Source organism: Parahaliea maris, assembly GCF_008064665.1.
GTDB classification, from domain to species: Bacteria; Pseudomonadota; Gammaproteobacteria; order Pseudomonadales; family Halieaceae; genus Parahaliea; species Parahaliea maris.
The window spans coordinates 66,668-91,810 of the sequence record NZ_VRZA01000002.1 but is presented as its reverse complement, the minus strand read 5'-3'; the positions used below and the strand labels follow the sequence as shown (position 1 = coordinate 91,810).

The window sequence follows — 25,143 nt, the reverse complement described above, 5'->3', positions numbered from 1 at the left end:
GCTGGGGCGCATCCGCCTGGGCGGCATTCCGCTGGGGCGCATCCGCCTGGGCGGCATTCCGCTGGGGCGCATCCGCCTGGGCGGCACCCCGCTGGGCCCACCATACAACGCACGGAAAACAGGATTTGAACCAGGCACCCTCCACCCGACAACTGTTGCAAGCCTTTCTCGCCCAGCCGCAGGATCCCCGCCTCGGGCTGTTCGCCGGGGAGGCCCTGTACCGTGACGGCCATTCCGAGGCGGCGGTCGCCCTGTGGTCACTGGCGGACGATGCCGACCCGCGAGTTCGCCGCCTGTCGCAGGTCGCCAACGCGCCGGAACAGGCACGGGAGGTTTCCGACCGGGCCGACCGGGCCTGCCGGGAGTTTTTCACTGCGCTGCACCGGCAGGCTGTCGACGAATTTCAGGGAGATAGTCACGCTGCCGTCCAGCGTGTCGGTGACGCCATCTGGCCCATGACCCATGACGCGCCTTTCGAGTGGCAGACCGAACTGCAGCAACCGGTGATTTTCTATCTGCCCGACCTGCCGGCGCTGCCGGTCACCCCCAACGCACAATTGCATTGGGCACAGCCGGTGGCAGCCGCGTGGGGGGAAATCCTGGAGGAATACCAGAGGGCGATGTCGGCACAGATCAACCTCGCCCCCTACGTGCCGGAAGCCACCCGGGATCCGCGCTGGCAGACGCTGCGGGGCACCCTCGACTGGTCGGCAATCCACCTGTACCGGGAAGGTCAGCGCACAGCACACGCCGACGCCTTCCCTCGCACCCTCGCGGCGCTGGAACAGGCCGACCTGGTGCGGGTCAATGGCGCACCCATGGAGATTTTCTTTTCGCGCCTGACACCGGGGGCCCACATCCCGCCCCACTTCGGCCTGACCAATACCCGGCTGACCACGCACCTGCCCCTGGTAGTGCCGGACAACTGCGCGATACGCGTGGGCAGCGAAACCCACCATTGGCAGCAAGGTGTGATTATCGCCTTTGATGACAGCTTCGAGCACGAAGCATGGAATCGCTCGGACAGTGACCGGGTGGTGCTGATTTTTGAAACCCACCACCCCGATCTCAGCGAGGCCGAGCGCGCCGCTATAGAGTCGGCCTATGCCGCCCGCCACCAGTGGCTGGGGGGGCGGCGCCACTTGCTGGAGCAGTTACTGGCCGACCTGGGCTAACGGGAGGTCAGCCTGCCAGGCAGGCCAGGCGGCTGGCGTAGGACTCGCGGGCCTCGGCCACAATGCGCTGGATCAGTTCCTCACAGCTGGGAATATCGTGGATCAGGCCGACCACCATACCGGCAGTCCAGATGCCGTCTTCAAGGTCACCCGCTTCCACACAGCGCTCGCGCCCGCGGGCACCGGCCACCAGGTCGCGCAGGTCGGCGAAATCGGTATGGCCGGGCTTCGCTTCGATGGCTACCACCTCCTGCGCCACCTGGTTCCTGAATACCCGGGCAGTATTACGCAGGGTGCGGAAAATCAGCGTAGTGGCGCGCTCGTCGGCCTCCACCATGGCCTGCTTCATGTTCTCGTGCACCGGCGCCTCTTTGGTCGCCACGAAGCGGGTACCCATGTTGATGCCATCAGCACCCAGGGCCATGGCGGCCGCCATCTGGTAACCGTTGCCAATGCCACCCGAGGCCAGCATGGGAATCGACAGCTTTTCACTGGCTGCGGCCAGCAGGATCAGATTGGGAACGTCATCCTCCCCCGGGTGACCCGCACACTCGAAACCGTCCACACTCACGGCGTCCACGCCGACCCTCTCCGCCTTCAGGGAGTGGCGAACACTGGTGCACTTGTGGATGACCTTCACCCCGTTTTCCTTGAGGTAGGGCAGGAAGGGTTCCGGGTTGCTGCCGGCGGTCTCGATCACCTTGATACCGCTTTCCACCGCGGCCCGCAGAAACTCTTCATAGGGCGGGGGATTGATGCTGGGCAGGATAGTGAGGTTGACGCCGAAGGGCTTGTCAGTCATCTCGCGGCAGCGGGCGATCTCCTTGACCAGATCCTCGGGGCTCGGCTGGGTGAGCGCGGTGAGGATACCCAGGCCGCCAGCGTTGGACACGGCAGAGGCCAGCTCGGCCCGCCCGACCCACATCATGCCGCCCTGCACGATGGGGTATTCAATGTCCAGCATTTCGGTAATACGCGTCTTCATACAAACGTCTTCCTTTATCATCGACAGTTGCGCCGGGATCGGCCGGCTTTTCGAGATGCTCGACCGTACCCAGCGCCGCCCAGCAGCACAAGCTATTACTTATACTGATAGTTGTACCGGCAATAATCGCTGCCGAAACAGGATAAACCGGCCGTGAAAACGGCCGGTGGAGGATAGTATCAGCCCTTCAGATCAGGCTGCTCCGCCATGATCACGTCAAAGATGGGCTGGAACTGGAACCAGCCGGCCTGGTGACTACCGACGATCTCACGGGTACCCAGGGCGTGCTCTCGGGGAATGACCCGCGGTGTACCGGCCGCCTCGGCCAGCAACTGGGCCTGACAGCTGCGCTCCATGGTGATAAACCACCAGGCAGCTTCATCCACGGTCTCACCCACGGTCAGCAGGCCGTGATTCTGGAGGATGGCAGCCTTCTTGTGGCCCAGGGCGGCGGCGATGCGCTCGCCCTCGCTCATATCCAGCACCGGACCGTTGAAATCATCGAACAGCACATGGTCGTCGTAAAAGGCGCAGGCATCCTGGGTCAGCGGGTCCAGCAGGCGGCCGAGTGACGAGAAAGCCTTGCCATACAGCGAGTGGGAGTGGGCCGCGGAGACCACATGCGGCAGGGCCATGTGGATCTGTGAATGAATTGTGTACGCGGCACCGTTGAGCAGGCCCTTGCCTTCCACGACCTTGCCTTCATGATCGACGCACAGCAGGTCGGAGACCCGCATCTGCTTGAAGGAGCGGCCCATCGGATTCACCCAGAAATGGTCCAGGTGCTCCGGGTCGCGCACGGTGATATGCCCCGCCACGCCCTCGTCGAAACCGAATTTGCCAAACACCCGCAGGGCTGCCGCCAGCTTGAGCTTGCGTTCAGCACGCAGTTCTTCCACCGACTGGTCCCGGGGGGGCATCGCGGTGCCGGCATCCTGGTTCATTATGATAGTGTTAGCTGCTTCTGCCATGGGAAAACTCCTGTCTTTTATCTGTATGAAACGGCCATGAGTACTGTCTCGCCCCGCACTGAACACCTGCAGCAGTGGCTGCTGGAACAGGGATTGTCGAACCCGGCGCTGTTGGACCACTGGCTGGATCAGGCCCGCCCTCGCCAGCTGGCGCGCGACGAGTACCTGCTCCAGGCCGGCGAGCAACACCACTTCCTGTGCTTTATCGACAGTGGGCTGCTGCGCCTGTTCTACGTGTCGCCCGAAGGCAAGGAACGCAACAAGGCCTTTTACACTGCTGGGCACCTGGTGGGTCCGGTCAGCGCCGCCCTCAGCGACGGTCCGGCCCCCTTCAGTATCCAGGCGCTGGAACCTGCCGAGGTCCTGCTGCTGCCCTACCCCACCTTCACCGAGGCCAGTGCAGCCCACCCGGAGGTGGCCCAGCTCAACATTCGCCTGCTGTCACTTGCCTTCGTGCGCAATGAACAGCGGGAGGCAATGCTGCTGACCTGTAACGCCGAGCAGCGCTATCGCTGGCTGTTGCAGCACGAGCCGGAATTACAGGACCGCGTGCCCCAGCACCACATCGCTTCCTACCTGGGAGTCGATGCCGTATCCCTGTCCCGCCTCAAACGTAAATTGCGGGATCAGGAGTAAGTATGGGGAACAAGCGGGGCGCAACGCCTTAACAAATGTTAAGGGGTGTCATCTACCGAGCGGCGGATGATTTCCGGAATCGGTGGCAGGCTGGACTCCTCGTTTTCGATCTGGATCGCCAGGGCGCTGAGGCCGGGGCCGATTTCGGTGGTGACGGACTCCGGCCGCAGGGGCTCGCCGCATTCGCTGCAGGCCAGCACCGGCTGGGTCTTCTTGCCGCAGCCGCGGTGGGTGTACTCGAGGGGCGGCCCGTTATCGGCATCCATCCACTCGTCACCCCAGCGAGCCAGGCTCATCAACACCGGGTAGAGCGCCAGGCCCTTGCGGGTCAGGCGATATTCATGACGCACCGGCCGGTCCTGGTAAGGCACCTTGACCAGCACCCCCTGCTCTACCAGCTTGCCCAGGCGCTCTGACAGCCGGTGCCGGGTGATGCCCAGGTTGTGCTGGAACTGGTCGAAGCGCCGGGTTCCGAGAAAGGCGTCCCTCAGAATCAGCAGCGTCCAGCGCTCCCCCACCACGGACAGCGCCCGCGCCACCGAGCAGGTCTGCCGGTCAATTTCCGTCCAACGCATCCTTGTCTCCCACGGCCTGATAACAACCGCCAATTATTGCCTCTGATACGGTAAAATCCACCCCTTGGAAAAATTCTCTTCTATTCAAGGTGAACCCATGAACAACGGTATAGGCGGCAGCACCGCTGAACAGGCCCTCGGCCGCCTCAGCGACATGACCGCCGGCATCGCACCCATCGCCGATGCCGAATTCGAGGCCCGCCTGGCCCGGGCCAGGGAACTGATGCGCAGGGAGGGGCTCGATGCGATCTACCTCAACGCCGGCACCAATCTGTACTACTTCACCGGCACGCCGTTTGGCTCCACTGAACGTATGGTCGGGGCCCTGCTGACGGCGGACGGCGCCCCCCACTACATCGCCCCGGCCTTCGAGCTGGGCACCCTGCAGGGCTTCATCCGCATCCCTGGCGAGGTCCACTGCTGGGAGGAGCACGAGAGCCCCTACACCCTCTGCGGCGACCTGCTCCAGCAACTGGGCATTCGCGAAGGCCGCATCGGTATTGACGAATCGGCCCCCTTCTTCATTTTCGACGGCCTGCGCCAGGCGGCCCCCGAGCACGACTATGTCAGCGCGACGGCCGTGACCGCCGGCTGCCGCATGCAGAAATCCCCCGCCGAGCTGGCGCTGATGCAGCGGGCCAAGGATATGACGCTGGAGGTGCACAAGGCCGCCGCCAGTATCCTGCGGGAGGGCATCTCCACCGCCGAGGTCACCGAGTTCATCGATCGCGCCCACCGGGCGGTCGGCGCCGCCAAGGGCAACTACTTCTGCATCGTGCTGTTTGGTGAGGACACCGCCTTCCCCCACGGGGTGGCCAAACCCAAAACCCTGGAACAGGGCGACATGGTGCTCATCGATACCGGCTGCGAGATCCAGAGCTACATTTCCGACATTACCCGCAGCTACGTGTTCGGCGAACCGACCCCGCGCCAGCGGGAGATCTGGGACATCGAGAAGGCCGCCCAGGCGGCAGCCTTCGCTGCGGCACAAATCGGTGTGCCCTGTGGCCAGGTGGACGACGCCGCCCGCGAAGTGCTGGTGGCCCACGGTCTCGGGCCCGACTACCAGCTGCCCGGCACCCCCCACCGCACCGGCCACGGCATCGGTCTCGATATCCACGAGTGGCCCTACCTGGTGCGCGGCACCGGGACCCCACTGGCCACCGGCATGTGCTTTTCCAACGAGCCCATGATCTGCGTACCCGGCGAGTTTGGTGTCCGCCTGGAAGACCACTTCTACATGAGCGAAGACGGGCCGCGCTGGTTTACCGAGCCCTCACCTTCTATCGACCGCCCCTTCGGCTGACGCCGGGGGCGATTGACCCGCTACCGACTGCCGCCGAGCGACGCTCGCTCAGGCGGCCAGGTTGCCGGCAACGGCGTTGAGGAAGCCCTGCATATCAACGATGGTCTCCGCCTCGGGGTCCATCGTCTTGCCCTTGAGATCACCGGTAATGGTGCCCTGGTCGACGGTATCGATGAGGGCCTGCTTGAGGCTGTTGGCGTAGGTGCCCAGAGCCTCGTTGTCTTCCCGATTGGCCATCACTTCCAGGGCATTGGCCACCGCGTAGATCAGGGCGGATGAGTTGAAATTAGCCTCCCTGCCATTGGTCTCGGCAAAGCGCAGGTACAGGTCGTGGGCGGTACCGTGAGGCGCCTCGAACAGCATGGTGCCGTCGGTACTCTCGATAATGGAGCTGGCGGTGGCGAGGCTGCCCCCGAGTGCGGCGGAGATATCCGAGAAGATATCGCCGTCGAGGTTCTGGGCCGGGTACAGGGCGTTGCGCGGCGGGTCACAGATCATCTTCTTGAGCTGGCTGGACGGGCGCATGATCATGAAGGACGGTGGCCGAGTGCCCGTTGCGGCCAGTTCATGACGCACCTCCAGCAGCACTTTACTGAAGACCTCGTCGTATTCCATGTACTCGCGCTTGAGGCCGAAGTAGACCTCCTTGTCATTGTGGGAGGCATCGCGGAACACCTGCGCGACCCAGTCCTTGATGGCCTGGCGGTCATTGGACATGAACAGCAGCGGGTCGCCCTGCTGCACGTCACGGGCATGCATTTCCTCACCGTCGATAATCACCTTGAGGATTCCGTCCTCCGGCAGCGGCATATTGAAGCTGCCGTACTGGTCGCCACCGCCGGCACTCATGCGCGACAGGGAGACATGGGATTTGCGGGCGGGGATGCCGTACTGTTTCAGTTCCTCCACCAGCTTGTACAGTTTGCGGCCGGTGGTGTTGTCGGGCACGCCCCACAAAGCTCGCTGGGGCGGATTGGAGACAATGCGGGCGGCCTGGGCGTCGATCAGTTCGTAGTGATAGGCGAGGCCGGCCTCGGCCAGCTTGTCGCGGTAGTCGTTGCGGTAGATTTCCTCGATGGCGGCGCGCATGACGCCGTCGTAACCGGCGATTACCGTGTCCTTCAGGCCGAGGTAGACATCGCGCTTCTCGTCCAGCGCGCGCTGGAAAAAGGCATGGGACCAGGCTTTGACATCTTCCAGGCACACCGTGGCCAGCAGCCAGGGGTCACCCTTGCGCAGCACCCGGCGGTGCAGTTCGACCGGGTCACCACTGGAGCCGATGAAGATCACCTTGGCAACGCCCGTAGTGTGGGTCAACGCATTGGCGCTGTGCTTGATGCCACCGTCTTCCATGGTGGAGACTTCAATGTCGCGCCCCACCCAGTCGGGGTGGCGCACCTGCAGGTTGCGGAAGGGAATATCCTCGCGGGTGATATTGCCGCCAATCCCCTTGCGAATGGCGCCGTTGGGCGACTTGGTAGCGAGCTTGTCGAGCTCGTGCTCCTTCAGCCGGGAATAGGTGACGAGCAATTCGTCGAGCTGGGCCCGGTTCACCGTCATGCCGGCATTCTTGATGCCCACGCCGTGGATTTTCAGGGCCTCGATAGCGTCGCGAACCACCTGGCCATTGGTCGCCAGCCGGTTTTCAGCGGACAGGTCCACCTCAACCAGTTGGATATCCAGGGGGTCGGTGACGAACATTTCCAGGATACGCTCAAAAGCCACCTGGGCCATTTCGTCCCCGTGCAACACCACCAGTGGCTGCTTGACCTTGATTTTCGACCCCATACCCGACTACTCCAACCGCTTGAAAACTATCAGAATAGCGTCACGGCGCCAGAACGACTAGTCGACTTAGGTCTAAAACAGCCGACTTACGTCCAAACCCGGGCAAAAAAACCGGGGAGGCAGCGCTGCTGCCTCCCCGGCTGGGAAAGTGGGCCCGCCAAAACGGGCCCGGGGGACGTGTCGGCTGCTTAGCCGAACTGATTCATGGTGTTGTCTTTGCCACCCGCCTTCAGCGCGCCTTCACCGGCAAAGTACTCCTTGTGATCGTCGCCGATGTTGGAGCCCGCCATGTCCTGGTGCTTGACGCAGGCAATACCCTGGCGGATTTCCTTGCGCTGGACACCAGCCACGTAGGCCAGCATGCCTTCTTCGCCGAAGTAGCCCTTGGCCAGGTTGTCGGTGGACAGGGCCGCGGTGTGGTAAGTCGGCAGGGTAATAAGGTGGTGGAAAATGCCCGCCTCGCGTGAAGCATCCGCCTGGAAGGACTGGATCTTCGCATCGGCCTCGGCCGCCAGTTCGCTGTCGTCGTACTCTGCGCTCATCAGCTGGTCCCGCGCATAGCCGGTAACATCCTTGCCCGCTTCGCTCCAGGCATCGAAAACCTGCTGGCGGAAGTTCAGGGTCCAGTTGAAGGACGGCGAGTTGTTGTACACCAGCTTGGCGTTGGGTACCTGCTTGCGAATCTCGTCTACCATCGCGCCGATCTGGCCAACGTGTGGCTTCTCGGTCTCGATCCACAGCAGGTCGGCGCCGTTCTGCAGGCTGGTCACACAGTCCAGGATGCAGCGCTCTTCGCCAGTGCCGGACTTGAAGCGGTACAGGCCGTTGGGCAGGCGCACCGGGCGTACCAGCTTGCCGTCCTGCTTGATGACCACGTCGCCTTCACGAACGTCGGAGGCGTCGTGCACTTCCTCAGTTTCCAGGAAGGCGTTGTATTTGTGGGCCAGGTCGCCGGCGTCACGGGATACCGGGATCTTCTGGGTCAGGCCGGCGCCGAGGGAGTCGGTACGGGCAACGATCACACCGTCTTCAACGCCCAGCTCCAGGAAGGCGTAGCGAACCGCGTTGATCTTGGCCAGGAAGTCCTCGTGGGGAACGGTCACTTTACCGTCCTGGTGGCCGCACTGCTTGGCGTCGGAGACCTGGTTCTCGATCTGGATGGCGCAGGCGCCCGCCTCGATCATCTGCTTGGCCAGCAGGTAGGTGGCCTCTTCGTTACCGAAGCCGGCATCGATGTCGGCGATGATTGGCACCACGTGGGTCTCGAAGTTGTCGATGGCGTTCAGGGCCGCTTTTTCCTTGACCTGGTCACCGGCTTTGCGGGCGTCGTCGAGGTCGCGGTACAGGTGGTTCAGCTCACGGGCATCGGCCTGGCGCAGGAAGGTGTACAGCTCGGCGATCAGCTCGGGCACGGAGGTTTTCTCGTGCATGGACTGGTCGGGCAGCGGGCCGAACTTGCTGCGCAGGGCGGCGATCATCCAGCCAGACAGGTAGAGGTAGCGCTTGTTGGTGGTGCCGTGGTGCTTCTTGATGGCAATCAGCTTCTGCTGGCCAATGAAGCCGTGCCAGCAACCCAGGGACTGGGTGTAGGAGCCGGAGTCGGCGTCGTACTCGGCCATGTCCTTGCGCATGATTCCCGCGGTGTAGCGAGCGATATCCAGGCCGGTGCGGAAGCGGTTCTGCAGGGCCATACGCGCAGCGTATTCGGGGTTGATGTGGTCCCAGGTACCGCCCTGCGCATCGCGCAGTGCAGCAAAGGATTCGGTGGTCTGCTGGTAAGTGGCCATGGGGCGTACCTCTTGCTCTTGTGGTTGTAAGCAAACGGCGGTGGGAACTGGAACACCGCGTTCACTGCTCAAGTGACGGGTATCTTAGTCAGGGGCTCTACATAATTGAAATAAATAGAAAGGATTGCTGCTATTCAGCTCGTGAATTATATATTCACGTGGTCTTGCGGTGGCAGTCGGGCACCAGACAGCCGAAGAGTACTGTAACTATAGTCGGGCGCCCGCAGGCGCCCGATTCTTCATATCTCCCAGCGATGCCGCCGCAGCCACACCGTGGCCGCCAGGAACAGGGCCGCGCAGACCAGGCCCAGCAGCAGGCTGGACATCTCGGCGGGCACCGGCAGGCCGGCGCCCACCACCTGTTCCGGGATATGGCGCCCGATGGCACGCCGCAGGTATTCGCTGCCGAAGAACAGTTCTTCCGCCAGGATCAGCACCACCACCGGTACCGCCGCGGTCAGGAAGGGCGAGCGCCGCGCTGCGGCGCTGGCCATGAGCATCCAGGCGTAGACCGGGGCGATCCACAGGGCGGTGAGCACCCAGCCGGCTACCTGCATGAACACCAGGTGGGGGAAGTTCACGTTGCCGAGAATCTGTTCGAAGGGATCCATGTCCATACGCCACACCATCAGCATGGACAGCCCCGTGCACACCAGCTGGGTCAGCAGGGCGACGGCGAGATAGATCGCCGGCGCCACCAGCAGGGCCACCGCCAGCTTGCTCAGCACCACCTCCCACTCGGATACCGGCATGGATTTCCAGAACAGGATCGAGCGATCGCGCCGGTCGTCGTAGAGACTACCCAGCAGGTAGTTCACCGTAACGATCATCAGGATCACCACCATCAGCACGTTGATCACCCCCAGCACCGCGTTGAAGGCGTAGTCCTCTCCCGCGGCCACCAGTTCACTGGGGGGCGCGGGAGAGTCGCCCACCTTGGGCTTGAAGCTCCACTTGCGGGAGAAGTTCCAGTCCTCCTCATCCGCCGGGGTTTCGGTGCGCTCCACTTTGTAATTCACATCGCCCTCTGCGTCGTCATCGATGTGAATGGTGATGTTCATGCTGGAGATGTTTTCGTCCTGGGTGACCACCTCCATAAAGGCCTGGCCCACCACCGAAATGCGATTGGCCACCAGCACGCTGGTGAGGACCAGCGCACACAGCAGCAGCGCAGCACATACCGGCGTCCACACCAGGGACACCCGGTATTCCTGCAGTTCGCGCTGGATGAGCGTGAACCAGCGTGACGACTTACCGTTGGACATGTTGTGTCTCCCCCGCGATCTTGGCGACGAAGAGATCGGATACCGAGGGTGTTCGCACCTCCCCCAGCGGCTCCAGCAGGGAGCGTTCGACCCCTTCGTAGATAATGGCGCGGCCACCGAGGATCGGCCGCGATCCAATGTGGGGAATCGCCTCCGCCCTGGCGGTGGCCTCTCCTACCACGTGCAATTCGCTGAACTCGGTCTCGAAGCTACCCATGTTCTTCTGCAAGATGGTCCGCCCGCGGTTCATGAAGACCACTTCCGTCAGAATGTTCTGCACTTCCTCCACCTGGTGGGTGGAGATGATGATGGTGCGCTCGTCGTCGAAGTAGTCGTTCAGCAACTGCTCGTAGAAGCGCTTGCGGAACAGGATATCCAGGCCCAGGGTAGGCTCGTCGAGAATCAGTACCCGGGCGTCGATGGCCATGACCAGGGCCAGGTGCAACTGTACGGTCATGCCCTTGGACAGTTCGCTGACCTTGCGCCGCTCGCTGACCTCGGTGCTGGCGAGAAAGCGCTCGGCCTGCCCGCGATCGAAGCGCGGGTGAATGCCGGACACATAGTCCAGCAGTTGCAACACCGTCATCCAGCGCGGTAACACCGCGGTATCGGCGATAAAACAGACCTGCTCCATCAGGCGGGCATGCTCCCGGCGCGGGTCCAGCCCCAGCACGGACACGTCCCCGTCACAGTGGGTCAGGCCCAGCAGTGAGCGCAGCAGGGTGGTCTTGCCCGCCCCGTTAGGGCCGATCAGCCCCATGACGGTACCGGCGTCCAGGGCGAGGTCGACCCCGTCCACAGCCTGTACCTGTTTGAAGCGGCGACTCAGTCCCCGCGCCTCTATGACCCGGCTCATGCGTGCCCCCCTGCCGCCCGCAGGCGGTGAATCACATCATCCATTTCCAATCCCAACAACTGCACCCGCTCGGCGAAGGCAGGCAGTTCCTCACTCAGGAACCGCGCCTGCTCATCGCTGGTCAGCATGCGGCGAGCGCCGCTGGTCACGTACATGCCGAGGCCGCGGCGTTTCTCCAGCAGACCCAGGTCCACCAGTTCCTGGTAGGCCTTGCCCACGGTGAGATGATTGATCTGGTAATCTGCCGCCACCTGTCTCACCGAGGGAATGGCCTCTCCTTCGGCAAAGCTTCCGTCCATAATGCGTTCCACCACCTGGTCCCTCAGTTGCCGGTAGATCGGCTGTTTATCGTTCCATTCCATCGTCCGGCACTCCGTCCGAGCCAGGCCCTAGCGCTCGCGACGCAGGTCGCCAGAGCCGATCAGTACGTCCTGGTCAATTTCAGGATCGCCCCGGTACACCACGTCACCGCTGCCGAGGATATTCACTTCCAGCACCTCGATCTCGCCGATGCGGACATCCCCGGAGCCGACGATATTGATCTCGGCGTGGCCGGCATCCATGTGACGAAAATCCACGTCGCCGGAGCCGACGATACTGATCTCGACCTCGTCGACGCGGTAACCGGACTCCAGGGTGATATCGCCGGAGCCACGCACGGCAACCTCGGCGATGTCAGCGTCGACATCACCCAGCTGGATATCGCCCGATCCGGACAGGGACACGGCCAGCTCCCGGGTGAGCAGCTTGGCGAGCTGGATGGTGCCGGAACCACTGAGTTGCAAGGTGGTGTCATCCGACTTGATCTCGAACAGACGCACGGTGCCGGAGCCCGCTGCGGAAACAAACAGGCTCTCGCTCTCGAAGGGTTTGACGTATACGTCACCGCTGCCCTTCAGTTCCAGGTGCTCGAGCTTTGGGGTGATCAGGCGGAATTTCACACCGCTGAAGTCCCTGCTGCGTGCCTCCCGGCTGCTGCCCAGCACCAGGGTGTCACCGTCCAGGATAAAGGGATGGAGGTCGATGTCGCGCTGGTCGCCGCGCAGCAGCAGTTCGGCGTCGTCCCCCTGGGAAATCTCCACGTCGACATCGCCAAGCACGATCACTGCGTCGAATTTCAGCCCCTCTACCTGCCAGGTTTCAGCGTGGGCAGGAAGGCTGAACAAAACGCTGGCCAGGGCCGCGGCCAGGAAGGCCAGGCCGCCGGTCAGCATGGGACCGCCTTTCCAGCGCGGCCTCGGGTTATCAGAATAACGGGGCATGGGCGCCACCTCATCATCATGGTGTTATAGGTAACTATATCACCCTCAAACGCCCGTACAATGCGCCCTGCCGCAGTTCGTCCCGGCCTGGGCTCGCCTTGTCGAGAACGCGTCACAAACACCGGGGGCACCAGTCAGAACTGTCAGGGGACGGCACCGGTGTGCCGTACTATGCTACCGTGACCCGAAATAACAACATCCCTGCGAGGTCCCATGCCCCGGACAGTGAATACCGTCACCGGCCCCATCGATGTCGATCAACTCGGCCCTACCCTGATGCACGAACACCTGCTCATCGGCTACCCCGGCTGGGAGGCCGACACCCTGCGCCCGGGGCCCTCCCGGGACGAGATGGTCGCCACCTGTGTCGGAAAAATCGAGGCCCTGCAGGCCATCGGTGTGCGCAGCATGCTGGACCCCTGCCCCAACGACCTGGGGCGCGATGTCAGCCTGGCGAAGGAGGTAGCCGAGCGCACCGGATTCAACATCATCTGCGCCACCGGCCTGTACAAGGAAGACGAGGGCGGCTATGCCCACTGGCACTTCAGGAGGCAGGTCGGCACCGCCATCGAGCAGATGGCGGAACTGTTCGTCCACGAGTTGACCCGGGGCATCGGCGATACCGGGGTCAAGGCCGGCATTATCAAGGTGGCTACCGGCGTCGGCCAGATCACTGACTACGAATACAGCGTGCTCGAGGCAGCTGCCATGGCCGCCCTGGAAACCGGCGCCCCCATCACCACCCATACCGACCAGGGTACGATGGGTGACGTCCAGCAACAGTTTCTGGTCGACAAGGGCGTACCGGCTCACCGCATCATCATCGGCCACAGCTGCGGCAGTGCCGACCACGACTACCACACCGGCATCCTCGACCAGGGCTCCTATCTCGGTTTCGACCGCTTTGGCCTCGACATCCTGGTGCCTGATACCCAGCGCGTGGAAGCCCTGGTCAAGCTGCTGAAAAAACAGCGAGAGTCGCAAATCGTGGTCTCCCACGACGGTGTCTGGTGCACCCGGGGGGAGCCCTTCCCCCAGGTCATGCTCGACATGATGGACCCGGAGGTGCTGATGGACCCGACCCACTTCCACCGCCGGATCGTTCCGCGCCTGCTGGAGGCGGGCGTCAGCCAGGCGCAGATCGACACCATGCTGGTGGACAATCCGCGGCGTTTCTTCGCCGGGGAAAACCCGCCGGTACACCCGGCCGATTAAGTCCAGATTTTCACACCCCGGCAACAAAGGCAGCCTATACTTGAGCGTTACGCGTAGAGGACCTGCACGATGAACCAACCCCCGAACCGCTTCCGCCGGCGCACCCTGCTCAAGGGCATGGGCGCCAGCGCCCTGCTGCCCCTGCTGTCTGCCAACCTGATCGGCTGTTCCGACAGTTCGGACTCGCCTCCGCCCCCGGAGCCGTCGATTCCCGAACCGCCCATCGAGAGCGTGCCCGCCACCTTCGAGCACGGCGTAGCCTCGGGTGACCCGCTGGAAGACCGGGTCATTCTGTGGACCCGGGTGAGTCCCGAACGCGAAGGCAACGTGGTGGTGGCATGGGAGATCGCCAGCGACGAGGCCTTCTCCGATATCGTGGCCAGTGGCGACGGCTCGACGACGGCAGACGTGGATTACACGGTGAAGGTGGATGTTACCGGCCTGAATGCCGGCAGCGATTACTACTACCGCTTCACTACCGGCGACAACACCTCACCAGTCGGCCGTACCCGCACCGCTCCCACGGGCAGCCTGGCTACCGCCAGTTTTGCGGTGGTCTCCTGCTCCAACTACCCCGCCGGTTTCTTCCACGTGTACCGGGAAATTGCCGACCGCGACGTGGATGCCGTGCTGCACCTCGGCGACTATATCTACGAGTACGGCGCCAATGGTTACGCCAGTGAGGACGCCGAGGCCCTGGGACGGGTATCGGTACCCGCCGACGAGCTAATCTCGCTGGATGATTATCGGGTTCGCTACGCCCAATATCACGGCGACAGAGACCTGCAGGACTGCCACGCCCGCCATCCCTTTATCATCGTGTGGGATGACCACGAGGTCGCCAACGACACCTATCGCAACGGTGCCCAGAACCATCAACCGGACACCGAGGGCGAATTCAGTGAGCGCCGCGCCGCCGCTATCCAGGCCTGGTTCGAGTGGCTGCCGGTACGGCCGCCGTCGGACGTCAGCGACGTCATCTACCGGCAGCTGTCCTACGGCGACCTGGTGGACCTGTTCATGCTGGATACCCGCCAGGTGGGGCGCGACCAGCAACTGGACTACGCGGACTTCATCAGTGGCGAGATGATCGATGTCGCTGCCATCCGTGCGGCCACCGGTGACAGCACTCGCACCCTGCTGGGCGCAGAGCAACTGGATTGGCTGAAAGGCGCCCTCACCAACAGCGAGGCCCGCTGGCAGGTATTGGGTCAGCAGGTGCTGATGGCCCGGCAGACATTGCCAGAGCCCGTGATGCGCAGCATTGCCGCGGCCACGGCGACCGGCAATCCCGACCTGGACTCCCTGACCCCCGCCGTCATTGCCGCTTTACAGGCCAAGTCCACGCCTGAGGACCAGCGTACGCCGGAACAGCAGGCCCTGCTGGATTCCGCCATTCCCTTCAACCTGGATGCCTGGGACGGCTACGGCTTCGAACGGGATGACCTGCTGGAACACGCGCGCCAGTTGCAGTCGAGGCTGGTAGTGCTTGCCGGCGACACCCACAACGGCTGGGCTTCCCAACTCACCACTGCCGACGGCTCGCTGGCCGGCGTGGAATTCGCCTGCGCCTCGGTGTCCTCACCCGGATTTGAAGGCCTGCTGGGTGGAGCCGACAATGCCGCCCTGTTCTCCGGAGCAGCGGTTACCCTGATCGACGACCTGCGCTACGCCAACTTCAGTCAGCGCGGCTACGTGGTCGCCCGCTTCGAGGCCGAGTCGGTGACCGCAGAGTGGGTCTATGTCGATACCATCAAGAGCGCCGAGTACACGGTGGATGTGGACGCCGGGCAAAGCTTCACCGTGGATAACGGGACCCTGTTACTCGGCTGAACCAGAGGGCGGAAGTCAGAGTTTGTCGATCAGTTCGCAAGAATAGGCTCTCCCCTCGCACCCCGACCTGATATGTGACTACCACCATCCCCGTGCCGGGAGTATGGTGGTGGTCACTACCCTCAGGGGAGGCGTGCGCATGCAACAACTCACCGGCCAGGACGCCATGTTCCTGCACACCGAGATGAAGGGACTACCCCAGCATATCGGCGGCATAGCCATCTACAATCCCGCCACTGCGAAAGGCGGGCGGGTGCGCTTCAAGGATATCCTGGCAATGCTGCGTTCCCGCCTGCACCTCTCCCCCATCTTTCGCCGCAAACTGGCGACCGTTCCACTCGGCCTGGGACAGCCCTACTGGGTGGAAGATCCCAATTTCGAGCTGGAGTATCACGTACGCCACATCGCCCTGCCTGCCCCCGGGGACTGGCGCCAGCTTTGCATCCAGGCGGCACGAATCCACGCCATCCCGCTGGACCGGGAAAAACCCCTGTGGGAAATCTACATCATCGAGGGGCTGGACAATGTCGAGGGGCTGCCCGCCGGCTGTTTTGCCATGCTGCTCAAGGTCCACCACTGCGCCATGGACGGGGCTACCGGCGCCCATTTCATTACCCTGATGCACGACCGCAGCCCGGAGGTGGAGATCCCCGAGCAGGCGCCGGCACCACAACCCACGCCGGTGTCCTACCCGCTCATGCTGGCGCGCGCGTACATGGATGCCTGGCGCGTGCCTTTCAAGGCCATGGGCATGCTGTGGGACGCCCTGCCCACCTATCGGCGCCTCCGACACGGCTACGCAGAACACAAATTCGAGCACCTGGGCGAGATTCCGCGCACCCGCTTCCAGGGCAGAATCTCCCCCCACCGGGTGGTCGATGCCCGGGTATTTGATTTCGCCACCATCCGCGCCATGAAACAGGCGGTGCCCGGGGCCACCATCAATGACGCCATGCTCAACATCGTGGCAGGCGGGCTACGTCGCTATCTGGAGCCGCTGGACGAATTGCCCGATCACTCCCTGGTCACCGGCTGCCCGATCGACGTGCGCAGCGGCGGCGAGGGCAATGCCGGCAACATGGTCGGGTTCATGGCGCTGGCCCTGTGCACCGATATTGCCAACCCCAGGGAGCGCTTGCAGGCGATTCATCAGAAGTCCAGTGAAGCCAAAGCTTACGCCCAGGCCCTCGGGCCCCGGCTCGCGGTGGAAATCACCGACCTGATTCCCGGCAACATCCTGGCGCTGGCGATTCACACCGCTGCCCTGACCGGCCTCACAGAATCCAGCGTGTTCATGAATACCGTTGTCACCAATGTACCAGGCCCCCCCTGGGCACAGTACTTCTGCGGCGCGGAAATGCTGAGTAACTTCAGTCTCGGTCCTCTGCTGCCTAACATCGGCCTGTTCCACGTCATTTACTCCACCGTGCAAAACAAGCGCGGCACCATCACCCTGTCCTTCACGGCCTGCCGGCAGATGCTACCCGACCCTGAGCGCTATGCCCGCTGCCTGCAGGAGGCCCACGACGAGATTGCGGAGGCCCTGCTGACAAACAAGGCCAAAGCCCCCCGCCGCAACACCCGGGCCCACCGGCCCCAAGCTAACGGAAGCACACCATGAGCAGTCTGTTTAAGCACTACAATCCCCTGAGATGGGGGCGGGAACAGTCCCTGGAAGCCGAGTTGGAGAAAGCCACCAGTTTCGAAGAGTGGCATGCCGCAGCTGAAAAGCTGGATGCGCTTACCGGCGCTGACCTCTGGCGCCGGCGCGAAGCTTCTCGGCGCTATAATCATGCCAGTATCCGCCGACGTCTCGACCGCTTGCTTAAACTGCGCACCGAGGGCCATGACGCGGGCTTGCTGTTCGCGCTGAACGAAGGTATCCATGGCAACATGGCCGGGATGGGCAACGCCAATCTCTACACTCGTGCGCTCTGCGGTACCAAACACCTCATCGAGGACTATGTTGAAGCGATCAATGATTCGCTGCTGCACCTGGCGGGCGACCACACTGGCCTCACCCTGCAGCAACGCCTGGAATTCTTCCGCCGCGCCAGTCACTGCTATGGCCGCTCTGCCCTCATGCTCAGCGGCGGCGGCACCCTCGGTTACTTCCACTTCGGCGTGCTGAAAGCGCTGATTGAACAATCCCTCTGCCCTGTGGTGATTTCCGGCGCCAGCGCGGGATCTTTTGTCGCCGCTGTGGTGGGTACCCGTACCGACAGCGAGTACCTGGCCCTGTTCAAGGATGACTTCCTGGTAAGGACCATGACCGAGAACCGGGACAACCTGAAGCTCGGCCTGCGTATGGATAAAGAGGTCGACGTTCCCGCTGTACGCAGGGAAATGGCCCGCATGATTCCCGACATGACATTCCAGGAGGCTTACGAAAAAACCGGGCGCTGTATCAATATCACCATTTCGCCGTCGGAGCCGAAGCAGGAATCACGTTTGCTCAATCACATTGCCTCACCCAACGTGACCATCCGTTCCGCGGTCCTCGCCAGCGCTGCCCTTCCCGGTGTATTCCCACCAGTGATGCTGGAAGCCCGCGACGATAGCGGTGAGATTTGTCCCTATTTACCCAACCTGCGCTGGATCGACGGCTCCTTTTCCCAGGACCTGCCGGCGAAGCGACTGGCGCGGCTCTACGGCGTCAATCACTTCCTGGTCAGCCAGGTGATGCCTGTGGTCGGGCGCCGGGACGCCCGCCGCCCGGAGCTGTACCACATCCTGTCCGACGCAGTCAGTGCGGCGACAAAAGTGTTTGTGCGCGGCAGTCTCGACGCGGCACAGCGCTACACCAGGGTGGGTCCGCGTACCGGCAGTATGTTGAATCTCTTCAACGGCCTGATTGACCAGCAGTTCAGTGGCGACATCAACATATTCCCGAACTACGGCCTGGGCCGCCTGAGCCAGCTGTTGAAGGTGTTGTCCGAGGAGGAAATGCGCGACATCGTACTCAGTGGCGAGCGCGGCACCTGGCCGGTGATCCCGGCCATTCGCACCACCACCCGGATTGGCAGGACACTCGACTCGATTCTGCACCAGTTTGACCTGAATGAAGCCCACTGGCTGGCGACCGCGCCAAAGACCGAAGCTTTTCGTGGCCGTCAAAAAGTGCAACGCAAACCCCGCGCACGCAAGGCGTCGGTGAAAAAAACCGTGGCAGGTTCACGCCAACGGGGGACTACGGCAGGGCAGACACGCGCCTAGAGCAGGCTGCGTTCCATATTCCCGGCTATGGAAGCCGCCACCCGCTTGGCGCGCTCGGTGCGCTCACCCGCGAAGTGGTAGTCGGCGGTCGTGGTAAAGAACTCCAGCCAACGGGCGAAATCCCCCGGCTCCAGTTCTCGCCGCGCATGCAGACGCCGGTGGATATTCATGGTGTGACGCTGATAGTCCTGCTCACCCAGTAGCAGCTTGCACCAGTAGTCGATGATATGTGGCAGGTGGACGTCGAGGTCTATTCGGGCCACATCGACAAAGATCGGCGCCAGTATCTCGTCCTTCAACATCCGCGCGTAGAACAGGCGGACAAACTCCTCGATGTGCTCGCGGCTGTCGAGATCGGGTTTGGCGGTGTTGGCACTCTCCGCCGCGGGATTCCACTCGACGGGGGACATGGTCAGCGCTTTTTCTTGCTTTTGCTCTTCTTGACGTGGGCCATCATGCGCCGCTTGCGCTGCACCTGGCGCTGGGTCAGCTTGTTGCGCTTGTCGGCATAGGGGTTTTCACCCGTGCGGAATTCGATGCGTACCGGTGTACCGGTCAGGTCCAGCTTGCGGCGGTAGAGCTTTTCCAGGTAGCGCTGGTAGCTCGCCGGCACCTTGCCGGTCTGGTTGCCGTGGATCACGATCAGCGGCGGATTCTGGCCACCGGCGTGGGCGTAACGCAGTTTGATGCGGCGGCCGTTGACCAGCGGCGGCGGGTGATCGAACACCGCGCCTTCCAGGATACGGGTCAGGGCGTTGGTGCTGAGTTTCTTCGTCGCGCTGCGATGGGCGGCGTTGATCGACTTGTACAGGTGCCCCACCCCGGTCCCGTGCAGGGCGGAGATGAAGTGGGTGTCGGCGTACTCTGCGAACTGCAGGCGGCGCTGTAGTTCGGTCTTCATCCACTCGCGCTGGTGGCTTTCGATGCCGTCCCACTTGTTGACCACCAGCACCAGGCCGCGGCCGGCCTCGATACAGTGGCCCAGCAGGTGCATGTCCTGCTCCACCAGGCCCTCGTGGGCATCCATGACCAGCAGCACCACGTGGGCGTCGTCGATGGCTTTCAGGGTTTTGACGATGGAGAACTTCTCCACCACCATTTTCACATTCTTGCGCCGCCGCACCCCGGCCGTATCGATCAACGTATAAAGCTGGTCGTCGCGCTCGTAGTCGATATAGATACTGTCGCGGGTGGTGCCGGGCTGATCGTAGACCACCACCCGCTCCTCACCCAGCAGGCGGTTGACCAGGGTGGACTTGCCCACATTGGGGCGCCCCACCACCGCCACCCGGATGCTGGCGTAGGGGTCCTCTTCCTCGGCCGGCGCCTCGGGTTCCGGGAACTGCGCCAACACCTCTTCGATCATGCTGGTCACACCGCGGCCGTGGCTGGCGGCGATGGCGAACATGTTTTCCACCCCCAGGGAGTAGAAGTCGCTGGTGGCGACCTCGGCGTCCACGCCGTCGATCTTGTTGACTACCAGATAGAAGGACTTGTTGCGCTGGCGCAGGTGACGGGCCAAAGCTTCGTCGGCCGCGTTCAGCCCCTCACGGGCATCCACCAGGAACATCACCGCGTCGGCTTCCTCGATGGCCTGCAGGGACTGGCCGGCCATCTGCGTATCGATGCCCTCCTCGTCGCCACTGATACCACCGGTATCGATGACCACGTAAGGCCGGGAGCCGAGGCGAGCCTCCCCGTACTTGCGATCCCGGGTCAGCCCGGCAAAGTCTGCCACCAGCGCGTCCCGTGAGCGGGTGAGCTGGTTGAACAGCGTGGACTTGCCCACATTGGGGCGGCCCACAAGGGCGATAACCGGAATCAAGTCAGTCTCCTGCGCCGACGCTATTTGTCGAGCGGGGTAATTTCAAAAGCGGACAAGGTGCCGCCATTATCGTAAACGTAGAGTATATTGCCGTCGGCGACCATGTCGGCGCGGGCGCCGTCACTGTCCACCTCGACCCGGCCAGCAAAGCTGCCATCCACCTGGGAAATCAGGTGCACTACGCCCTCAAAGTCTGCCACGGCGACATAGCTGTTGACCGGAGTGGGCCGCGACAGTTCGCGATAGCCCAGGTCACTCTGGGTCCAGCGCACACCCTGCCCGCCGCGAAGGTAGGCCGTCAGGGTCCCGTCGGCGTCAGCCACGTAGACGTTACCAAAGCCGGTGGAGACACCGGAGAAGGACGACACGTTCTGCTGCCACAGCTTGCGACCGCTGGTCACTTCGATCGCGGCGATACGTCCCTGGTAGCTCGCGGCGTAAAGCTCGTTACCCGCCAGGGCCATGCTGCCATCGATATCGACAATACGCTCGATCTCGGAGCGCCCCTGGGAGATGGCCACCCGGACTTCCCAGGCGATATCGCCACTATCGGCTTCCAGAGCCATTACACGTCCGTTGGCGAAGGCGGCATAGACCCGGCCATCCCGGAGAATCGGGGTGCTGGTGCCACGCAGGGTCAGTACCGGCACGTTGCTGTCGTAGGTCCACTTCTTTTCACCGCTGGCGTAGTCCAGGCCAAACAGCTTGCCGTCGTAGGTCTGGGCCACCACGTGGCGGCCATCGCCCTGGGGCGGCGCCAGTACTTCACCGGTCACTTTGGACTTCCACAGCACACTGCCGTCGCCAGCATCGAGACGCATCACGGAACCGTCGCTGCCACCGACAAACAGGCTGTCTTCGTAGGCGCCCACGCCGCCGGACAACTGGGTATCGAGCTCTACGTCCCACAGGGTTTTACCCTTCATGCGGTCCAAGGCCACCACCTCGCCATCGGCGGAGGCGGCGTAGATGCGATCACCCGACAGCACTGGCTGGATGTGGTAAAGGCCATCGCCCTGGCCATCGCCAACGCCCTCGGACCACAGCCGCTTGATTTTAACGGTCTCGGTGATGTCCTGGAGTTCGAAGGGCTGGGTGGGGTCCTCGTCGTCATCGATTTCGAACCAGCCCTTGACCGTCGAGCAGGCACCGACCGACAGGGACAGTGACAGGACAGCCAGGGTACGCAGTGCCGGGCGCATCATTGTTCTTCCTCCCCATCCACTGAGGCCGCTTCTGCCTCATCGGGCTGCGCGGCGTCGCCGACAGCGTCCAGCGCCAGCGGCGCCGCCTCGATGGCGCGCGGCTCGGCGGGTTGCAGGCTGGCAATCTTCTGCTCCAGCGCAGCCAGCGACACCTGACCGGCGTCATCGGCAGCAGTCTGGCGGGCCAGTTGGTAGGCCGTCAGGGCCTCCTCACTGCGACCTGCTGCCAGCAGGATGTCGCCACGCGCCAGGGCGTAGGTCGCCTGGTAGGGGTTGACGCCGGAGGAGTCCAGCAGGGCCAATGCCCCCTCGGTATCGCCCTTGGCTGCCACCACGCGAGCCAGACGCTGCTGGGTAACCAGCGCGGTATCACTGCCGCTGTCAGCCTGGGCAAGTACCCAGCGCAATTCCTGCTCGGCAGCGTCCAGGTCATCGTCGGCCACGGCCATGCGGGCCACCTGCAGGCTCGCAAACTGGGCGTAGGTGGTGCCACTGAAATCGGTTTTCAGCTGCGCAGCCAGGCGCTCGGCCACGCCCTGCTGGGCGGGGGCCTGTTCGGCGCCGGCAACCGCCTCCAGCAACTGCTGGTAGAGGTCCGAGGCGGCTTCCCGCTGCCCCTCGCGATACTCCTGCCAGCCCTGCCAGCCAAAGGCCGCGACCAGCGCCAGGGCAATACCCGTGAGCGTGGAGCGACCATTCTCGTCCCACCACTTTTTGAGGGCTTCTACCTGTTCTTCTTCGCTGCGATATTCTTCCACTTTCTTTCCTTATTACTTTGTTCGATTACGCCAGTGCGGCGCGCAGGTATTGCGGCAATTCCGCCGCCGCTACCGTTTCCTGGCCGCCGTCTTCACGCAGGTCCTTGACCGCGCAGGTACCGGCGTTCACCTCGTCCTCGCCCCAGATCAGTGCCAGCCTGGCACCGCTCCTGTCGGCCTTTTTCATCTGGCTCTTGAAGCTGCCCCCGCCCGTGTGCAGGACGATCCGGTGCTCCGGAAACACGTCGCGCAGCGCTTCAGCGCGAGCCATGGCCTCGGTCTCCGCCGCCTCGCCCATCGACACCAGGTAGAGGTCTGCCGCCTGCTCGACGGGCAGCGCCTGCCCGGTTTCAGACAACAGCAGCACCAGACGTTCCATGCCCATGGCAAAACCGATGCCCGGGGTCGCCTTGCCGCCAAGTTGTTCCACCAGGCCGTCGTAGCGGCCACCGGCGCAAACGGTGCCCTGGGCACCGAGACGGTCGGTGACCCACTCAAACACGGTCTTGTTGTAGTAATCCAGCCCCCGCACCAGGCGCGGGTTGACCCGGTAGGGCTGCCCGGCGGCATCCAGCAGGGCCTGCAGGCGGGCGAAGTCCGCCTTCGCCTCGTCATCCAGGTAGTCCGCCAGCGCCGGGGCGTCGTTCAGCAGCGCCTGGGTGTCCGGGTTCTTGGAATCGAGAATCCGCAGGGGATTGCTCTCCAGACGGCGCTGGCTGTCTTCATCCAGCTGCTCGCGACGAGCCGACAGGTACTCCACCAGTGCCGCGCGGTAGGCCTTGCGCGCTTCATTGCTGCCAATGGAATTGAGCTCCAGGGTCACATCGTCGGCAATGCCGAGTTGGCGCCACAGGCGTGCCGACAGCAGGATCAGTTCTGCGTCGATATCCGGGGTGGCAATACCGAATACTTCCACGCCCACCTGGTGAAACTGGCGCTGGCGGCCTTTCTGGGGTCGTTCGTAGCGGAACATGGGGCCGGCATACCAGAGGCGCTGGGGCACCGCCAGCAGCCCGTTCTGGATGGCGGCGCGCACGCAGCTCGCCGTCCCTTCCGGACGCAGGGTCATGCTCTCGCCGTTGCGGTCGTCGAAGGTGTACATCTCCTTCTCGACGATGTCGGTCACCTCGCCAATGGAGCGCTTGAACAACTCGGTATGTTCGACGATGGGCAGGCGAATCTCGCCGTAGCCGTAACTGTGTAGCAGGGCGCGCACAGTCCTTTCCAGGGACTGCCAATAAGGGGTCTCCTCCGGGAGTATGTCATTCATGCCCCGGATGGCGCGTAGTTTCGTCACCGTAACTCCAGATCGATGGCCGTTTCAGGCGCTGGTTTTCAGTATGAGATTGGCGTCCTCGCGGGCGCGCTCTGCCTCGAGATCGGCGGCGCGCTGGCGGATCACCTGTTCCAGGTGATCGATGAAGGACTGGTTGCTGACCTTGTGATCCGGCTCGCCGTTCACGTAGATCAGGTTGCTCGGGGTGGCGCCGGTGAGGCCGACGTCGGCTTCCCGGGCTTCACCGGGGCCATTGACGATACAGCCGATCACCGCCACATCCATCGGCGTGCGGATGTCCTCGAGGCGCTGCTCCAGGGTATTCATGGTGCCGATCACGTCGAAGTTCTGCCGCGAGCAGGATGGGCAGGCGATGAAGTTGATGCCATTGGTGCGCAACTTCAGGCTCTTGAGAATCTCGAAGCCGACTTTGACCTCTTCCACCGGGTCCGCCGCCAGGGAAATACGAATGGTATCGCCGATCCCATCCATCAGCAGCATGCCGAGACCCACGGCAGATTTCACGGTGCCGCCGCGCAGGCCGCCTGCCTCGGTAATGCCCAGGTGCAGGGGCTGGTCGATTTCTTTCGCCAGCAGGCGGTAGGCCTCTACGGCCATGAAGACCTCGGAGGCCTTCACGCTGACCTTGAAGTCGTAGTAGTTGTGCTTGTCGAGGATGTCCACGTGACGCATGGCGGACTCCACCAGCGCCTCGGCGGTGGGCTCGCCGTATTTGCGCTGCAAGTCCTTGCCGAGAGAGCCGGCGTTGACCCCGATGCGAATCGGAATGCCCTTGTCGCGGGCGGAGTTGATCACCTCGCGCACTTTGTCGTCACGGCCGATATTGCCGGGGTTGATGCGCAGGCAGTCCACGCCGTACTCGGCCACCTTGAGGGCAATCTTGTGGTCGAAGTGGATATCGGCGACCAGCGGCACCTCGACCCTGGCGCGGATCGCCTTGAAGGCCTCCGCCGCCTCCATGCTGGGAACCGAGACCCGCACGATATCGGCGCCGGCGTCGGCAATCGCCTGCACCTGGGCCACGGTGGCATCCACGTCACAGGTCTCGGTGTTGGTCATGCTCTGGACGCTGATCGGCGCGTCGCCACCCACAGCGACATTGCCGACATAAATCTGTCGGCTGACGCGGCGCTTGATGGGAGATGCTGTATTCATACCTTCACCGTGTGATTCGATTCCCGGGCGTCA

General features: G+C 63.2%; 22 protein-coding genes. 7 read left to right on the top strand and 15 right to left on the bottom strand.

The genetic code is table 11. The annotated features are described in order from the left end of the window. The first annotated feature begins 125 nt into the window (after window positions 1-125). Entirely contained in the window at window positions 126-1,175 is a 1,050-nt protein-coding gene (locus FV139_RS04875; protein ID WP_148067148.1) for an aspartyl/asparaginyl beta-hydroxylase domain-containing protein, read from the top strand. A gap of 7 nt (window positions 1,176-1,182) precedes the next feature. Here FV139_RS04875 and FV139_RS04870 read toward each other — a convergent pair whose 3' ends face one another. Together FV139_RS04870 and FV139_RS04865 are read right to left on the bottom strand one after the other, a co-directional pair. After that, window positions 1,183-2,187, bottom strand: a complete 1,005-nt coding sequence (locus FV139_RS04870) for an NAD(P)H-dependent flavin oxidoreductase (protein ID WP_268939935.1) — start codon at window positions 2,185-2,187, stop codon at window positions 1,183-1,185. A gap of 152 nt (window positions 2,188-2,339) precedes the next feature. Beyond that, a complete protein-coding gene (locus FV139_RS04865) occupies window positions 2,340-3,131 on the bottom strand; it encodes a class II aldolase/adducin family protein (protein ID WP_148067146.1) in 792 nt (263 codons plus the stop codon). A 36-nt stretch (window positions 3,132-3,167) separates the two neighbouring features. On the opposite strand from FV139_RS04865, the gene FV139_RS04860 reads away from it, so the two are divergent. Continuing rightward, window positions 3,168-3,767, top strand: a complete 600-nt coding sequence (locus tag FV139_RS04860; RefSeq protein ID WP_148067145.1) for a Crp/Fnr family transcriptional regulator — start codon at window positions 3,168-3,170, stop codon at window positions 3,765-3,767. Between the two features lie 38 nt (window positions 3,768-3,805). On the opposite strand, the gene FV139_RS04855 is transcribed toward FV139_RS04860, so the two are convergent. Continuing rightward, window positions 3,806-4,342, bottom strand: coding sequence for a winged helix-turn-helix transcriptional regulator (locus FV139_RS04855; protein WP_148067144.1), 537 nt, complete (start codon window positions 4,340-4,342; stop codon window positions 3,806-3,808). A 97-nt stretch (window positions 4,343-4,439) separates the two neighbouring features. Here FV139_RS04855 and FV139_RS04850 point away from each other — a divergent pair, with 97 nt between their 5' ends. Further along, window positions 4,440-5,648 (top strand): M24 family metallopeptidase, encoded by a 1,209-nt coding sequence (locus tag FV139_RS04850; RefSeq protein WP_148067143.1) that lies wholly within the window; start codon window positions 4,440-4,442, stop codon window positions 5,646-5,648. Between the two features lie 48 nt (window positions 5,649-5,696). Here the strand turns inward: FV139_RS04850 and FV139_RS04845 are convergent, their stop codons facing one another. From FV139_RS04845 to FV139_RS04820, 6 genes are all read right to left on the bottom strand, one after another. Further along, on the bottom strand, window positions 5,697-7,436 hold the full coding sequence (locus tag FV139_RS04845; RefSeq protein ID WP_148067142.1) for an NADP-dependent isocitrate dehydrogenase: 1,740 nt from the start codon (window positions 7,434-7,436) through the stop codon (window positions 5,697-5,699). 188 nt (window positions 7,437-7,624) lie between these two features. Beyond that, complete coding sequence (locus FV139_RS04840) at window positions 7,625-9,223, bottom strand: isocitrate lyase (protein WP_148067141.1); 1,599 nt, start codon at window positions 9,221-9,223, stop codon at window positions 7,625-7,627. Window positions 9,224-9,462: 239 nt separating this feature from the next. Next, complete coding sequence (locus FV139_RS04835; RefSeq protein WP_148067140.1) at window positions 9,463-10,488, bottom strand: ABC-2 transporter permease; 1,026 nt, start codon at window positions 10,486-10,488, stop codon at window positions 9,463-9,465. Then, entirely contained in the window at window positions 10,475-11,344 is an 870-nt protein-coding gene (locus tag FV139_RS04830; protein ID WP_148067139.1) for an ABC transporter ATP-binding protein, read from the bottom strand. Before FV139_RS04830 ends, FV139_RS04835 begins: the two co-directional genes overlap by 14 nt. Continuing rightward, window positions 11,341-11,706: a GntR family transcriptional regulator gene (locus FV139_RS04825; protein WP_148067138.1), complete on the bottom strand. Its 366-nt coding sequence runs from the start codon at window positions 11,704-11,706 to the stop codon at window positions 11,341-11,343. The genes FV139_RS04830 and FV139_RS04825 overlap by 4 nt, the downstream gene beginning before the upstream one ends. A gap of 27 nt (window positions 11,707-11,733) precedes the next feature. Next, window positions 11,734-12,606 carry a GIN domain-containing protein gene (locus FV139_RS04820; protein WP_148067137.1) on the bottom strand — a complete coding sequence of 291 codons (873 nt, stop codon included), beginning with the start codon at window positions 12,604-12,606 and terminating at the stop codon, window positions 11,734-11,736. Window positions 12,607-12,819: 213 nt separating this feature from the next. On the opposite strand from FV139_RS04820, the gene FV139_RS04815 reads away from it, so the two are divergent. From FV139_RS04815 to FV139_RS04800, 4 genes are all read left to right on the top strand, one after another. Then, the gene (locus FV139_RS04815; RefSeq protein WP_148067136.1) at window positions 12,820-13,821 is read left to right on the top strand and encodes a phosphotriesterase family protein; all 1,002 of its coding nucleotides are present in this window, start codon (window positions 12,820-12,822) and stop codon (window positions 13,819-13,821) included. Between the two features lie 69 nt (window positions 13,822-13,890). After that, entirely contained in the window at window positions 13,891-15,654 is a 1,764-nt protein-coding gene (locus tag FV139_RS04810; protein WP_148067135.1) for an alkaline phosphatase D family protein, read from the top strand. A 139-nt stretch (window positions 15,655-15,793) separates the two neighbouring features. Continuing rightward, the gene (locus FV139_RS04805) at window positions 15,794-17,275 is read left to right on the top strand and encodes a WS/DGAT/MGAT family O-acyltransferase (protein WP_148067134.1); all 1,482 of its coding nucleotides are present in this window, start codon (window positions 15,794-15,796) and stop codon (window positions 17,273-17,275) included. Continuing rightward, complete coding sequence (locus tag FV139_RS04800; protein WP_148067133.1) at window positions 17,272-18,870, top strand: DUF3336 domain-containing protein; 1,599 nt, start codon at window positions 17,272-17,274, stop codon at window positions 18,868-18,870. The genes FV139_RS04805 and FV139_RS04800 overlap by 4 nt, the downstream gene beginning before the upstream one ends. On the opposite strand, the gene FV139_RS04795 is transcribed toward FV139_RS04800, so the two are convergent. Genes FV139_RS04795 through ispG form a run of 6 tightly spaced genes read right to left on the bottom strand, consistent with a single transcriptional unit; the run spans window position 18,867 to window position 25,110 of the window. Next, on the bottom strand, window positions 18,867-19,280 hold the full coding sequence (locus FV139_RS04795) for a group III truncated hemoglobin (protein ID WP_148067132.1): 414 nt from the start codon (window positions 19,278-19,280) through the stop codon (window positions 18,867-18,869). The genes FV139_RS04800 and FV139_RS04795 overlap by 4 nt on opposite strands. Before the next feature lie 2 nt (window positions 19,281-19,282). Continuing rightward, entirely contained in the window at window positions 19,283-20,695 is a 1,413-nt protein-coding gene (der, locus tag FV139_RS04790) for a ribosome biogenesis GTPase Der (protein ID WP_148067131.1), read from the bottom strand. Window positions 20,696-20,715: 20 nt separating this feature from the next. Beyond that, entirely contained in the window at window positions 20,716-21,900 is a 1,185-nt protein-coding gene (gene bamB / locus FV139_RS04785; protein WP_235898552.1) for an outer membrane protein assembly factor BamB, read from the bottom strand. Continuing rightward, the gene (locus tag FV139_RS04780; RefSeq protein WP_148067130.1) at window positions 21,897-22,658 is read right to left on the bottom strand and encodes a YfgM family protein; all 762 of its coding nucleotides are present in this window, start codon (window positions 22,656-22,658) and stop codon (window positions 21,897-21,899) included. Before FV139_RS04780 ends, bamB begins: the two co-directional genes overlap by 4 nt. A 25-nt stretch (window positions 22,659-22,683) precedes the next feature. Next, window positions 22,684-23,955: a histidine--tRNA ligase gene (gene hisS, locus FV139_RS04775; protein ID WP_148067129.1), complete on the bottom strand. Its 1,272-nt coding sequence runs from the start codon at window positions 23,953-23,955 to the stop codon at window positions 22,684-22,686. Between the two features lie 24 nt (window positions 23,956-23,979). Then, a complete protein-coding gene (gene ispG / locus FV139_RS04770; protein WP_148067128.1) occupies window positions 23,980-25,110 on the bottom strand; it encodes a flavodoxin-dependent (E)-4-hydroxy-3-methylbut-2-enyl-diphosphate synthase in 1,131 nt (376 codons plus the stop codon). Window positions 25,111-25,143: the final 33 nt, after the last annotated feature.